Genomic DNA, 13,521 nt, shown 5'->3' on the forward strand with positions numbered 1-13,521 from the left:
GGGCGTCGTAGGCGTAGGGCAGGGCGGGCAGGGTGTAGGGCATCGAGACAACTCCGTGAGGGGAGGTGGCATCTTCGGACCTCAAGCGCGGTTGAGGTCAAGCGTGCTCATGCAGGGATTCAGCCATCGGTGGGTCGCCGAGTGCCATGGCCGGTCACGGTTCGTGGATAGGACAGCGGTTGAACTGCGAACGGAACTGCCGCGATGCCTCCATCACCACCCGGCGGGCGCGGTTGAGGCTGCCCAGTGGGCGGTGCGCAGCCAGCGCGTGCCACGGCGCGAAGGCCAGGGCATCCTCGCGCGCTGCTGCGTCGGCGCTCCACGCCGGCTGTGCATCGATCAACAGGCGCCCCACGGGCACGAACGGGCTGACGCTTTCCGGCCAGACCACGGACGCATCTTCGATCGGCATCTGTGCCAGGTCGCGACACAGCTGCACGCGCAGTTCCCATGCTACCGGTGCGGTCAGATTGGCGAAGAACGCGGCAATGGCATCGCGCTGTGCGTCCTCGCCGGACGGCAGCGACTGCCCGGTCAGCGCCAGCAGGGCGGGCGACACCGGGGCCCAGGAAAATTTGGCCATGTACGGCCCGTACAGGAACGGCACCTGGGTGAAGAAGGTTTCGCCTAGTGGATGGTGCTGCGGTTCGCCACCCAGTGCCTTCAGGGTGGCACTTTGCCCGCCCACCGCTTCCAATGCGGCCTCGGCGCCGCGCAAGGTGGCCGACAGCACCTGCTTGGTGCGTGGCATGCGCTCGGTGGTGGCGGCCAGCAGTTTCGCCGAGCGCAGGAAGCCCTGCACGCCCGGTGTGGTGAACGCCGGTCCGTTGACCATCAGGAAGTCCTGGCTGTGCTGCTCATCGCCACCCTCCACGCGCTCGCCCTGCACGCCCAGGATCTTCACTGCCATCGCGCGCGGCGTGGACACGCTGTCGGGCAGCTGCTCGGCCGGCGGCGATGACAGCCGCACCAGGGCGTCATACGCGCCGGGGCGGGCGAACAGCCCGTGGGCAAGTTCAGCGGGCAGGTCGTGCGCCACCTGGAAGCGTGCGCGCAGCAGTGCATGGCCCTTGGCGTGCACCGCCCGATGCGCATGGCCTTCATGCTCGGCGACCGTGCTGGCCATGTCGGTGAACAGCCTGGCCAGGGCAGTGATGGTCTCTTCTTCGTCCGGTGCGCGGTGTTCAACGTCGGGCGAGTAGGCAACGGCGGGCGCGAACGGGGTCATGGGGCGGCATCCTGGCAACGGGAGGAGGTGCCGGCTGGCATGACCGTGGATGAGGCCCGGGCAGCAGCCGGCTGGGGCATGGAATGCCGCCACCTTGAACGCCGCCGCGTGCAAGGGCGGTGCACGGCGCATGGCTGCCGTGCGAAGGACGCGGCCCGTTACCCGCCGGGGCCTGCCGGAATTACCACTCCAGCGTGTCGAAGAAGGCGTCGGCCGCTTCGTCGTCGCCCAGGACGGCCGCCGCTGCCTGCAGGGCCGCGTCGCGGTGCTCGGGGCGAAGCTCGCCGTCGTCGTCTTCCAGCGCCTCTCCGGCCGCCTGGTACACGGTTCCCACTGCGGCGAGGACGGCCAGGAAGGTGGGCAGGTCATCGGCCAGCACCGCGGCGTCCCATGTCCCTGCACCGTGGAAGGCGAAGAGGACCTGGCCGGTCCGGGTGTCGAGGATGAAGGGATCGGCGTTCTGGTCGGCGATCACCAGCCACTGTTCGGGCCAGTCCGCGCTGCGCGCCCCGGCGTCGCCTTCCCAGCGATAGCCTGCCTGCAAGGCCCACAAGCGATGCAGCGGCGGGAATTCGACGTTCACGCCGGGCACGCTGATGCCGACCGGTCCCACGGTTGCATGCACCGTCTCGCCCCACGGACCGACCTGCGCATAGAACGCGGCCAGCGCCGGCGGCAGCGCGACGTCGCCTTGCCAGAGGTCGGGCGATTGCGCCTTGAGTGGGCCGAAGCGGGCAAACGAAGCGTGCAGTGCGTGCATGGTGCGGGTCCATCCGGAGCAGGACTGCGAAGACTAGCCAGCATCGATGCGGCACACAAACGCTGCGTGGCGCCGGGCCAGTGCGTGTTCTTCACCGCTGCTGGCTATCATGGCCACGGTTTTTTCGCCTGGGTGGTGGTTGTGACGGTAGCGCTGGTGTGGTTTCGCCGTGATCTGCGGCTGCAGGACAACCCGGCCCTGCAGGCCGCGCTGGATGCCGGCCATGTGCCGGTACCGGTCTACATCCATGCGCCGCACGAAGAGGGCGCGTGGGCGCCGGGCGGCGCATCCAATGCCTGGCTGCACCGTTCGCTGGCGGCACTGGACGCCGACCTGCGCGCCCGCGGCTCGGCGCTGGTGTTGTGCCAGGGCGACAGCCAGGCCGAGCTGGAGCGCCTGATCGCGCAGACCGGCGCGGTGGCCGTGTACTGGAACCGCAAGTACGAACCTGCCACCCAGCCGCGTGATGCGGCCATCAAGCGCGCGCTGCGCGAGCAGGGCATCAACGCCGAAAGCCACAACGGAAGCCTGCTGCTCGAGCCGTGGGATATCGCCACGCTCCAGGGCAACCCGTACAAGGTATTCACCCCGTTCTGGCGCAACGCGCTGACCCGCCTGCAGGTGCCGGTCCCCACGCCGCCGCCGGCAACCTTGCCCGCGCACGCGGTGCAGGGCGTTGCACTGGACGCGCTGCAGCTGGCCGCGCCGCTGCCATGGGACGCGCAGTTCTGGGACCACTGGCAGCCCGGTGAAGCCGGCGCGCACGAGGCGCTGACGGTGTTCATCGACGGCGCGCTCAATGGGTATCGCCAACAGCGTGACCTGCCCGACCGGGTGGGCACCTCGCTGTTGTCGCCGCACCTGCATTTCGGCGAGATCGCGCCCTGGCAGATCGTGCGCCGGCTGCAGGACGAGCGCAGCGCCAGTCGCGACGCCGACATCGACGGTTACATCCGCGAGCTGGGCTGGCGCGAGTTCTCCTACCACCTGCTGCACCACTTTCCGCAGACCCCGGACCACAACCTCAACCCGCGTTTCGACGGGTTCCGGTGGGCGCCGCCCAACGCCACACAGCTGCAAGCCTGGCAGCAGGGCCGTACCGGCATTCCGATCATCGACGCGGGCATGCGCGAGCTGTGGGCCACCGGCTACATGCACAACCGGGTGCGCATGCTGGTGGCCAGCTTCCTGTGCAAGCACCTTCGCCAGCATTGGCGCGACGGCGCGCGCTGGTTCTGGGACACCCTGGTGGATGCCGACCTGGCCAACAACACGATGGGCTGGCAATGGGTGGCCGGTACCGGTGCCGACGCCGCGCCGTACTTCCGCATCTTCAACCCGGTCACCCAGTCGGAGAAGTTCGACCCGCAGGCGCGCTACATCACCCGCTGGGTGCCCGAGCTGGCCTCCCTGCCGCTCAAGGCCCGCTTTGCGCCGTGGCAGCATCCCCACCTGCTGGCTGAGCACGCGCCGACCTATCCCACGCTGCCGCTGGTCGATCTGGCTGCGGGACGCGATGCTGCATTGGCCGCCTACCGTCACACCGGCAGCGTGTAAACCCGGCCGCGCGGGACCCGCTCAGAAAGCTGAACGGGGAGCCGGCAGGCGTTCGCATCGTCATGCCGGCATCGCGTCCGCGTGTTTATCCTTTGGGCGCTCGCAAGCCGGTAGACCGGTAACCAAGGAGAACACCATGATTCGACCCGCAACCCGTAACGTGGCCCTGGCCCTGATGACCGCCGCTGCCTTGACGGCCTGCGCCACCGGCGGCTCGTATACCCAGTCCGATCAGTACGGCAATCCCACCCAGCAGCAGAACAAGACCGGCCGCAACGCGCTGATCGGTACTGCCGTGGGCGTGGCCGCCGGCCTGCTCAGTGGCAACAGCGCCACCGAGCGCCGCCAGCACGCGATGATCGGTGCCGGTATCGGCGCGCTCAGCGGTGCGGCCATCGGCCAGTACCAGGACCGTCAGGAACGCGCCCTGCGCGAACGTACCGCGAACACCGGTATCGACGTGTCCCGCGACGGCGACAACCTGACCCTGAACCTGCCGGACGGCATCACCTTCGACTTCGGCAAGTCCACGCTGAAGCCGCAGTTCTACAGCTCGCTCAATGGCGTGGCCAGCACCCTGGCCGAGTACAACCAGACCATGATCGAAGTGGTGGGCCATACCGACAGCATCGGCAGCGATGCGGTCAACAACCGCCTGTCCAAGGAGCGTGCCGATTCGGTGGCCGCGTACCTGACCGCGCAGGGCGTGCAGGGTGCCCGTATCGAAACGCTGGGTGCCGGCAAGGCCTACCCGATCGCCGACAACAGCACCGACGCCGGCCGCGCGCAGAACCGCCGCGTGGAAATCCGGGTGATTCCGCTGCGTCAATAACGCGGAACGCGTTGTTGACAGGTCCGGCTGAAGGCCGGAGCAGAATGCCGCCCTTGCAGGCGGCATTTTTGTGGGTAGCGGCCGCTGGCCGGTACGCCATGAACACGTCCGCCGACTGGCGGATCCGTGCCGACCACCGGTCGGCACCCACCACCGGCGGTGCTGTTGGTCTACCGCGAGAGAACGCGCGCTGTCAGGGCGCGGTCACGGTTTCCAGGATCCGCTTGCCGGTGGCCTGCAGTTCCTCTTCGGCCTGCGCGCTCTGCTGCTTGGCGAACTTCGCGTTCGGGCACTGCGCCAGCATGTAGTTGGCGTCGAAGTCGAGCTTGGCCACCAGGAAATCGACGAACGCACGCACCTTCGGCGAGACCAGCCGGCCGCCGGCGAACACTGCGTTGAAGTCGACTTCAGGGCCGGTCCAGCCGGCCAGCACGCGGCGCACCATGCCCGATTCGACGAACGGCTTGGCCATCACGTCACCGGTGAGCAGCAAGCCTTCGCCACAGACCAGCGCGCCATTGAGCGCGGACGGATCGTTGGCCACCAGCAGCGGATTGACCGGGAAGTCGCGCAGGTCGCCCCCGTTTTCGCCGAGCTGCCAGAAGAACCGGTTGTTGTTGAGATTGCGCGCCTTGCGCATCGCCAGGATGCGATGGAACTGCAGTTCGTCCGGGTGCAGCGGCTCGCCGTAGCGCTCGATGTAGGCCGGGCTGGCGAACACCTGGGTGCGCAGGCTGCCCAGCTTGCGCGCCACCAGGTTGGAGTCGGGCAGGGTGCCCACGCGCAACGCCAGATCGGCTTCGCCTGCAATCAGGTCCAGCTTCTCGTTCCCCAGGTGCATGTCCAGCTGGATTTCCGGGTACTGCGCATGGAACTCGCCCAGCAGCGGAGCAATCCAGGTGATGCCGATGGAGTAAGGCACGGTGAAGCGCAGCCAGCCGCGCGGGCCGGACTGCAACTGGTTGACCGCACCTTCGGCTTCTTCCAGTTCGCGCGCGATGCGCTGGCAATGCTCGTGGTACACCGACCCGGCCTCGGTCAGGCCCAGTCGGCGCGTGGTCCGGTGCAGCAGGCGCGCGCCCAGGCGCGTCTCCAGTTCCTGCACCTTGCGGCTGACCGTGGTCTTGGGCAGGCCAAGCGCAGTGGCGGCGGCAATGAAGCTGCCTTGCTCGACCACCTTGACGAAGATCAGCGTGTCGTTGAGATCGTGGGCCATGACGGGTCCGAAGTCGGGGGAGGGGATAGGGTGCCCGAAAGATTGTGCCGGGTACGGGACGATTATTCCCCTTAATCCGGACTAATCAAGTGGGAGTTTGAGGACTAATCTGGCGCCATTCCCGAATTGAAGGACCTCCGCCATGTGGTTGCGGAACATTCTTGGCCGCGTACTGACCGGCCGCACAGCCCCGCTGGACCTGGCGATGACCGTTGAGAAGCGGCCCTCGTCGTTGTCCTACAAGGCTTTCCGAGAGTTCACCCCACCCGCCAAGATGCAGCGCGGCGGCAGCCTTCGCCTGGGCAACCGTGATCTGGGCCGACTGGGCCGGATTGGGATTATCCCGGCGGCGGGAGTGAAAGTCCCATGAGTGGGACGCTGGCCCCCGAGGTCCTTGTCCTGGGCGGCACCGGCAGTGTCGGCCAGGGCATCGTGGCTGCGCTGCTGGAGGCCGGCAGCCCGGTCCTGGTGGTCGGCCGCGACCCCGGTCGGCTGGCGGCCCTGCAGGAACAGTTCGCCGATGAGCCCGGTCTGGAGACGCTGCTGGGTTCCTTCGGCGACGACGCCTCGGCGCAGACGGTGGCCGAGCGCATCGCGCCGCGCCGGCGCGCGTTGTCGGCGGTGGTCGATGCGATGGGCGGCCCGTACCACCGCGGTCGGGTGACCGATCGCAGTGGCGACGCGCTGCTGCAGGCGCTGCAGGCCGACGTGATGCCGCACGTGCATGCCGGTCGCCACCTGTTGCCGCTGCTGCGCGGTGGCAGCCATCCGCGCCGCTACGTGTTGATCGGCGGTCCAGCGGGCTTCAAGCCGTGGGCCGGGCACGGCGAATCCTCCATCACCATGTCCACCACGCGCATGTACGCGCAGGTGCTGCACCAGGAAGCGCAGGCGCTGGGCGTACGCGCGCAGATGCTGGAAGTGTGCAACCCGGTCTGCACCCCGGCCAATGCGGCCAACGCCTGCATCGAATGGCCCAGCGCATTGCTGGTGGGGCGCCGCCTGGTCTCGCTGCTGGACACCTGTACCGATAACCGCGCCATCGTCCGCTGCGATGCGCGCGATGCCGAACTGCCGCGCGGCCTGCTCCACCGGGATTGGCCTCCCCCGATGTCGCGCGACACCGCTGGCGCTGCTTGACCTTTACCAAGGTTGAGGTCTCAGGATGCGCCACCCACGTTCCGCACTACCCCGATTTCCGAATACCACCCCCTCCGTACGGATGCATGTCATGACCTCCCTTACCTCCACTCCGCATCGTCTTACCCGACGGCTGGCCATGGCCAGCGTCTCGATCCTCGCTGCCGCCGTGCTGGCTGCCTGCAGCGGCGGCCACGCTGAAGAAGCCGGCATGCCGCCGCCGCCGCAGGTGAGCGCTGCGCCCGTATTGATCAAGCCTGTGAGCCAGTGGGACGACTTCAGTGGCCGCGTCGAAGCGGTGCAGAGCGTCGAGCTGCGCCCGCGTGTGTCCGGCTACATCGACAAGGTCAACTATGTCGAAGGCGACGAGGTGAAGAAGGGTGACGTGCTGTTCACCATCGACGCCCGCAGCTACCAGGCCGAGTACGACCGCGCCCGCGCCGAACTGGCGCGTGCCCGCACCCAGTCCACCCTGGCCCGCAGCGAATCCGAGCGCGCCAAGAAGCTGTCCGATCAGCAGGCCATCTCCACCGAAACCTGGGAGCAGCGGCGCGCCGCGGCCGACCAGGCCGGTGCCAGCGTGCAGGCCGCGCAGGCCGCGCTGGATGCTGCCGCGTTGAACCTGGAGTTCACCAAGGTCCGCGCCCCGATCAACGGCCGCGCCGGCCGCGCGATGGTGACCGCCGGCAACCTGGTCACCGCCGGCGACAGCGCCAGCGTGCTGACCACGCTGGTGTCGCTGGACACGGTGTTCGTGTACTTCGATGCCGACGAAGCGACCTTCCTGCGGTACGCACAGATGGCCCGCAAGGGCGAGCGCCCGAGCGAGCGTGACAGCGACCTGCCGGTGAAGGTGGGCCTGTCGGGCGAGGACGGCTTCCCGCATGAAGGCAAGGTCGACTTCCTCGACAACCAGGTCACCCGCAGCACCGGCACCATCCGCGTTCGCGCGCTGCTGGACAACGCCGACCGCACCTTCACCCCGGGCCTGTTCGCCCGCGTGCAGCTGCTGGGCAGCGGCCAGTTCCAGGCCATGCTGATCGACGAGAAGGCCGTGCTGACCGACCAGGACCGCAAGTATGTGTACGTGGTCGACAAGGACGGCAAGGCACAGCGCCAGGACATCACGCTGGGCCGCAACGCCGACGGCCTGCGCATCGTGCAGCAGGGTCTGAAGGCGGGCGACCGCGTGATCATCGACGGCGTGCAGAAGGTCTTCATGCCCGGCATGCCGGTGCAGGCCAAGGCCGTGGCCATGCAGCCGGTTGCCGCACCGGTAGCTGCGTCGGCTGTTGCAAAGAATTGAAGGGCAGCCGACTGACCGTCGGTTCTACATAGCAGCCGACCCACGGTCGGCTCTACCGTGACTGCCATCGCCCCGTGCAGGGGAACCCGCCACCGCTGTCGCCTGCGACAGCGGCCGGGGTCGTGCACGCCGGCGCTGGTGAAACCCCAGGAATCCACCCATGGACTTTTCCCGTTTCTTCATCGACAGGCCGATTTTCGCGGCGGTATTGTCGATCGTGATCTTCGCCGCCGGCCTGATCTCCATTCCGATGCTGCCCATCGGCGAGTACCCGGAAGTGGTGCCGCCGTCGGTGGTGGTGCGCACCGTGTACCCGGGTGCCAACCCGAAGGTGATCGCTGAAACCGTGGCCACCCCGCTGGAAGAGGCCATCAACGGCGTCGAAGGCATGATCTACCTCAAGTCGGTGGCCGGCTCCGACGGCGTGCTGCAGATGACCATCACCTTCCGCCCGGGTACCGATCCGGACGAAGCGGCGGTGAAGGTGCAGAACCGCGTCGCCCAGGCCCAGGCGCGCCTGCCCGAGGACGTCCGCCGCCAGGGCGTGACCACCCAGAAGCAGTCGCCCACCTTCCTGATGGTGGTGCACCTGACCTCGCCCAAGGGCAAGTACGACACCCTGTACCTGCGCAACTACGCCCGCCTGCACGTCAAGGACGCGCTGGCACGTATCCAGGGCGTGGGCGACGCGCAGATCTTCGGCGGCGGCGACTACGCCATGCGCGCCTGGCTGGACCCGGACAAGGTGGCCGCGCGCGGCCTGACCGCCAGCGACGTGGTCGGTGCCATGCGCGAGCAGAACGTGCAGGTCTCGGCCGGCCAGCTCGGCGCCGAGCCGATGCCCAACAGCCAGTTCCTGACCCTGATCAATGCCCAGGGCCGCCTGCGCAGCGAGAAGGAGTTCGGCGACATCGTGCTAAAGAGCGGTGCCGACGGTGAAGTGGTGCGCCTGTCGGACGTGGCCCGTGTGGAACTGGGCGCCGGCGACTACACCCTGCGCTCGCAGCTGGACGGCAAGAACGCGGTCGGCATCGGTATCTTCCAGGCCCCCGGCGCCAACGCGCTGGAGATCCGCGATGCGGTGATGGCCAGTATGGACGAAATGCAGAAGACCATGCCCGCCGATGTGAAGTACGAAGCGGTGTACGACACCACCATCTTCGTGCGCGACTCGATCAAGGCGGTGGTCTCCACCCTGCTGGAAGCGATCGCGCTGGTGGTGCTGGTGGTGATCCTGTTCCTGCAGACCTGGCGCGCCTCGATCATTCCGTTGATCGCCGTGCCGGTGTCCATCGTGGGTACGTTCGGTGCGCTGTACCTGCTGGGCTTCTCGATCAATACGCTGAGCCTTTTCGGCCTGGTGCTGGCCATCGGCATCGTGGTCGACGACGCGATCGTGGTGGTGGAAAACGTTGAGCGCAACATCGAAGAAGGCCTGACCCCGCTGGCCGCTGCGCATCAGGCGATGCGCGAAGTGTCCGGGCCGATCATCGCCATCGCGCTGGTGCTGTGTGCCGTGTTCGTGCCGATGGCATTCCTGTCGGGCGTCACCGGCCAGTTCTACAAGCAGTTCGCGGTCACCATCGCCATCTCCACGGTGATCTCGGCGATCAACTCGCTGACCCTGTCGCCGGCCCTGGCCGCCCGCCTGCTCAAGCCGCACGGCGCGCCGAAGGATGCCCCGACCCGCATCATCGACCGTCTGTTCGGCTGGGTGTTCCGTCCGTTCAACCGCTTCTTCAAGTCCAGCTCGGAAAAGTACGAGCGCGGCGTGTCGAAGATCCTCGGTCGCCGCGGTGCGGTGTTCGTGGTGTATGCGGTGCTGCTGGTGGGCACCGGTTTCATCTTCAAGCTGGTCCCGCCGGGCTTTATCCCGACCCAGGACAAGCTGTACCTGATCGCCGGTGTGAAGCTGCCGGAAGGCTCGTCGATCGCGCGTACCGATGAAATGCTGCGCAAGGTCGCCAAGATCGCCCAGGAAACCGATGGCGTGGCGCACACCATCTCGTTCCCCGGCCTGAACGCGCTGCAGTTCACCAACACGCCCAACACCGGCGTGGCGTTCATTCCGCTCAAGCCGTTCAACGAGCGTCATGGCCGCACCGCCGCGCAGATCAATGCCGAGATCAACCAGAAGATCGCCGGGCTGCAGGAAGGCTTTGCCTTCGCGATGATGCCGCCGCCGATCCTGGGCCTGGGTAACGGCAACGGCTACCAGATGTTCATCCAGGACCGGGGCAACCTCGGCTACGGCGCGCTGCAGAGCGCGGTGCAGTCGATGCAGGGTGCGGTCGCGCAGACGCCGGGCATGGCGTTCCCGATCACCAGCTACCAGGCCAACGTGCCGCAGCTGGATGCCGAAGTGGACCGGGTCAAGGCCAAGGCGCAGGGCGTGCAGCTCACCGAGCTGTTCGACACCCTGCAGACCTACCTGGGGTCGTCGTACGTCAACGACTTCAACCAGTTCGGTCGTACCTGGCAGGTCATCGCCCAGGCCGACGGGCAGTTCCGTGACAGCGTCGAGGACATCGGCAAGCTGCGTACCCGCAACGACCGTGGCGAGATGGTGCCGATCGGCTCGATGGTCACCGTCAAGGAAACTTTCGGCCCGGACCCGGTGCTGCGCTTCAATGGCTACCCGGCCGCCGACCTGGCCGGTGAAGCCGATCCGCGCATGCTGTCGTCGGCTGAAGCGATGACCAACCTCACCGCCATCGCCGCCAAGGTGCTGCCGGTCGGCATGGCCACCGAATGGACCGACCTGAGCTACCAGCAGGCCACCCAGGGCAAGGCCGCCTTCATCGTGTTCCCGGTGGCCATCCTGCTGGCGTTCCTGGTGCTGGCTGCGCTGTATGAAAGCTGGTCGCTGCCGCTGGCGGTGATCCTGATCGTGCCGATGACCCTGCTGTCGGCGTTGTTCGGCGTGTGGATGACCGGTGGCGACAACAACGTGTTCGTGCAGGTCGGCCTGGTGGTGCTGATGGGCCTGGCGTGCAAGAACGCGATCCTGATCGTCGAGTTCGCCCGGGAGCTGGAGATGGGCGGCAAGGGCATCGTCGAGGCCGCGCTGGAAGCCTGCCGCCTGCGTCTGCGCCCGATCGTGATGACCTCCATCGCCTTCATCGCCGGCACCATCCCGCTGGTGCTCTCGCACGGTGCTGGCGCCGAGGTGCGCTCTGTCACTGGCATCACGGTGTTCGCCGGCATGCTGGGCGTGACCCTGTTCGGCCTGTTCCTGACCCCGGTGTTCTACGTGGCCCTGCGCAAGTTCGTCAGCCGTAACGGCGGCGGGCAGCTGGTGACCCACGGCGAACCCACCATCCACCATTGATTCCATCCCCCGCGAGGTTTCATACATGAATACCGCTACCCAAACGATCGCCCTGGTCACCGGTGCCACCCGCGGCATCGGCCTGGAAACCGTCCGCCAGCTGGCCCAGGCCGGCGTGCATACGCTGCTGGCCGGGCGCAAGCGCGACGTCGCCGTGGCCGAGGCGCTGAAGCTGCAGGCCGAAGGCCTGCCGGTCGAGGCGATCCAGTTGGACGTGGGTGATGCCGCCAGCATCGCCGCCGCCGTGCAGACCGTGACCGAACGTCACGGTCGCCTGGACATCCTGGTCAACAACGCCGGCATCCTGCTCGATGACATCAAGCTGGCCCCGTCGGCGCAGACCCTGCAGACCTGGCGCGATACCTTCGACACCAACGTGTTCGCGGTCATCGCCGTGACCCAGGCGTTCCTGCCGCTGATCACCGCCTCGCCGGCGGGTCGCATCGTCAACGTGTCCAGCATCCTGGGCTCGCTCACCCTGCACAGCCAGCCGGGCTCGCCGATCTATGGCTTCGCCGTGCCGGCCTACAACGCCTCCAAGAGCGCGGTGAATGCCTGGACCGTGCAGCTGGCCTACGAGCTGCGCGACGGCACCACCAAGGTCAACACCGTGCACCCCGGCTACGTCAAAACCGACATGAACGGTGGCGAAGGCGAGATCGAGATCAGCGAAGGCGCGCGCTCCAGCGTGGGCATGGCGCTGATCGGCGCCGACGGCCCGAACGGCAGCTTCACCTACCTGGGCGAGGTGCTGCCATGGTGATCCGCCTGTTGACCGTGGCCGTGACCAGCGCGCTGCTGGCCGGCTGCGTCAGCGTCGGCCCCAACTACCAGGCGCCACCGGCTACGCCGGTGACCCTGCAGGGCGCCGCCGCGCCGGTGTTCACCTCCGCCTCGCCGGTAGCCAGCTGGTGGGCGCAGTTCGATGACCCGGTGCTGGAACAGCTGGTGCACGACGCACTGGGCACCAACCTGGACCTGCGCATTGCGATGGCCCGCGTGCGGGAAGCGCGCGCGGTGTTCGTCGAACAGCGCCTGGACCAGCTGCCGCACGTCACCGCAGGCGGCAGTTACGACCGCCGCAAGCAGCCCGATGCCACCGTGGGCGGCGAGCGTGTCTTCAGCGAAACCTACCAGCTCGGCTTCGACGCCGGCTGGGAGCTGGACCTGTTCGGTCGCCAGCGCCGTGCCGCCGAAGCGGCGCGCGCGGACCTGGGGGCCGAGCAGGACAATCTGGCCGACGCCCAGGTCACCGTGGCCGCCGAAGTGGCGCGCAACTACTTCGAACTGCGTGGCTCGCAGAAGCGCATCGACGTGGCCAAGCGCACCCTGGTCAACCTGCGCGATACCCAGCGCCTGACCGAGGCACGCTGGGAACTGGGTGCCGGCAGCGAGCTGGATGTGCAGAGCAGCCGCGCACGCCTGAAGGCGATCGAGGCCAACATCCCGCTGCTGGAAGTGGCCGAAGTGCAGTCGCGGCACCGCCTGGCGGTATTGCTGGGACAGCGTCCGGATGCGCTGGACGAACTGCTGCAGCCGCGCGAAGTGCCGGCCTACGCCAAGCAGCTGCCGCTGGGTGACACCACCGACCTGCTGCGCCAGCGCGCCGACGTACGCAGTGCCGAACGCCGCCTGGCCGCCGCCACTGCCCGCGTGGGCGTGGCCACGGCCGACCTGTTCCCGCGGATCAGCCTGACCGGCTTCGTTGGCTTCCTGTCCGGCGATGCCAGCGGCCTGGTCAACGGTGCCAACAAGGCGTGGTCCGTGACCCCGTCGATCAGTTGGGCCGCGTTCGATTTCGGCACCGTGAGGGCGCGCCTGCGTGCCAGCAAGGCGCAGGCCGACGGCGTGGCGGCCGAGTATGAGAAGACGGTGTTGCTGGCGCTGGAAGACACCGAGAACGCGCTGACCCGGTATGCCAAGCAGCAGTCGCGGCTGGGCATCGTCGCCGAGCAGGCGCAGGCCGCACGGCGTGCCGAGCAGCTGGCGCAGATCCGCTACCGCGAAGGCTCGGAAGACTTCCTGACCCTGCTGGATGCGCAACGCACCCAGCTGGCGGCGGATGACGCATTGGCGGCGGCCGAATCCACGGTCAACGTCAGCGTGGTGGGGGTATACAAGGCCCTGGGGGGCTGGGGCCAGCAGCAGGAT

Annotated in this window: 11 protein-coding genes; 8 read left to right on the top strand and 3 right to left on the bottom strand. The window is 67.8% G+C overall.

Going from position 1 to position 13,521, the window contains the following annotated elements:
- Nucleotides 1-154: 154 nt before the first annotated feature.
- Together DBR34_RS06255 and DBR34_RS06260 are read right to left on the bottom strand one after the other, a co-directional pair.
- Entirely contained in the window at nt 155-1,228 is a 1,074-nt protein-coding gene (locus tag DBR34_RS06255) for a catalase family protein (protein ID WP_128096141.1), read from the bottom strand.
- A 181-nt stretch (nt 1,229-1,409) separates the two neighbouring features.
- Nucleotides 1,410-1,988 carry an SMI1/KNR4 family protein gene (locus tag DBR34_RS06260; RefSeq protein ID WP_128096142.1) on the bottom strand — a complete coding sequence of 193 codons (579 nt, stop codon included), beginning with the start codon at nt 1,986-1,988 and terminating at the stop codon, nt 1,410-1,412.
- Nucleotides 1,989-2,129: 141 nt separating this feature from the next.
- Here DBR34_RS06260 and DBR34_RS06265 point away from each other — a divergent pair, with 141 nt between their 5' ends.
- Both DBR34_RS06265 and DBR34_RS06270 read left to right on the top strand, forming a co-directional pair.
- Nucleotides 2,130-3,545: a deoxyribodipyrimidine photo-lyase gene (locus tag DBR34_RS06265; protein ID WP_128096166.1), complete on the top strand. Its 1,416-nt coding sequence runs from the start codon at nt 2,130-2,132 to the stop codon at nt 3,543-3,545.
- 136 nt (nt 3,546-3,681) lie between these two features.
- A complete protein-coding gene (locus DBR34_RS06270) occupies nt 3,682-4,377 on the top strand; it encodes an OmpA family protein (protein WP_128096143.1) in 696 nt (231 codons plus the stop codon).
- A 193-nt stretch (nt 4,378-4,570) separates the two neighbouring features.
- On the opposite strand, the gene DBR34_RS06275 is transcribed toward DBR34_RS06270, so the two are convergent.
- Nucleotides 4,571-5,593 carry a LysR family transcriptional regulator gene (locus tag DBR34_RS06275; protein WP_128096144.1) on the bottom strand — a complete coding sequence of 341 codons (1,023 nt, stop codon included), beginning with the start codon at nt 5,591-5,593 and terminating at the stop codon, nt 4,571-4,573.
- A 142-nt stretch (nt 5,594-5,735) separates the two neighbouring features.
- Between DBR34_RS06275 and DBR34_RS06280 the strand changes: the two genes are divergently transcribed.
- The 6 genes from DBR34_RS06280 to DBR34_RS06305 form a co-directional block, all read left to right on the top strand.
- Nucleotides 5,736-5,963 (top strand): hypothetical protein, encoded by a 228-nt coding sequence (locus DBR34_RS06280; RefSeq protein WP_038688981.1) that lies wholly within the window; start codon nt 5,736-5,738, stop codon nt 5,961-5,963.
- A complete protein-coding gene (locus tag DBR34_RS06285) occupies nt 5,960-6,733 on the top strand; it encodes an SDR family NAD(P)-dependent oxidoreductase (RefSeq protein WP_128096145.1) in 774 nt (257 codons plus the stop codon). Before DBR34_RS06280 ends, DBR34_RS06285 begins: the two co-directional genes overlap by 4 nt.
- 91 nt (nt 6,734-6,824) lie before the next feature.
- A complete protein-coding gene (locus DBR34_RS06290; RefSeq protein ID WP_128096146.1) occupies nt 6,825-8,039 on the top strand; it encodes an efflux RND transporter periplasmic adaptor subunit in 1,215 nt (404 codons plus the stop codon).
- Nucleotides 8,040-8,199: 160 nt separating this feature from the next.
- Complete coding sequence (locus DBR34_RS06295) at nt 8,200-11,370, top strand: multidrug efflux RND transporter permease subunit (protein WP_128096147.1); 3,171 nt, start codon at nt 8,200-8,202, stop codon at nt 11,368-11,370.
- A gap of 25 nt (nt 11,371-11,395) precedes the next feature.
- Nucleotides 11,396-12,133 carry an SDR family oxidoreductase gene (locus tag DBR34_RS06300; protein WP_128096148.1) on the top strand — a complete coding sequence of 246 codons (738 nt, stop codon included), beginning with the start codon at nt 11,396-11,398 and terminating at the stop codon, nt 12,131-12,133.
- Nucleotides 12,127-13,521 (top strand): efflux transporter outer membrane subunit (locus DBR34_RS06305; protein ID WP_128096167.1); only part of this gene is annotated, 1,395 nt, incomplete at its 3' end. The genes DBR34_RS06300 and DBR34_RS06305, both read left to right, overlap by 7 nt.

This window comes from Stenotrophomonas sp. HMWF003, from assembly GCF_003061285.1.
Lineage (GTDB): Bacteria > Pseudomonadota > Gammaproteobacteria > Xanthomonadales > Xanthomonadaceae > Stenotrophomonas > Stenotrophomonas maltophilia_AP.

Excerpts from the sequence above, each read along its gene's own strand:
- DBR34_RS06290 (WP_128096146.1), top strand. The coding sequence starts at position 6,825 with ATGACCTCCCTTACCTCCACTCCGCATCGTCTTACCCGACGGCTGGCC.
- DBR34_RS06260 (WP_128096142.1), bottom strand. The coding sequence starts at position 1,988 with ATGCACGCACTGCACGCTTCGTTTGCCCGCTTCGGCCCACTCAAGGCG.
- DBR34_RS06270 (WP_128096143.1), top strand. The coding sequence starts at position 3,682 with ATGATTCGACCCGCAACCCGTAACGTGGCCCTGGCCCTGATGACCGCC.
- DBR34_RS06255 (WP_128096141.1), bottom strand. The coding sequence starts at position 1,228 with ATGACCCCGTTCGCGCCCGCCGTTGCCTACTCGCCCGACGTTGAACAC.
- DBR34_RS06300 (WP_128096148.1), top strand. The coding sequence starts at position 11,396 with ATGAATACCGCTACCCAAACGATCGCCCTGGTCACCGGTGCCACCCGC.
- DBR34_RS06285 (WP_128096145.1), top strand. The coding sequence starts at position 5,960 with ATGAGTGGGACGCTGGCCCCCGAGGTCCTTGTCCTGGGCGGCACCGGC.
- DBR34_RS06280 (WP_038688981.1), top strand. The coding sequence starts at position 5,736 with ATGTGGTTGCGGAACATTCTTGGCCGCGTACTGACCGGCCGCACAGCC.
- DBR34_RS06275 (WP_128096144.1), bottom strand. The coding sequence starts at position 5,593 with ATGGCCCACGATCTCAACGACACGCTGATCTTCGTCAAGGTGGTCGAG.
- DBR34_RS06295 (WP_128096147.1), top strand. The coding sequence starts at position 8,200 with ATGGACTTTTCCCGTTTCTTCATCGACAGGCCGATTTTCGCGGCGGTA.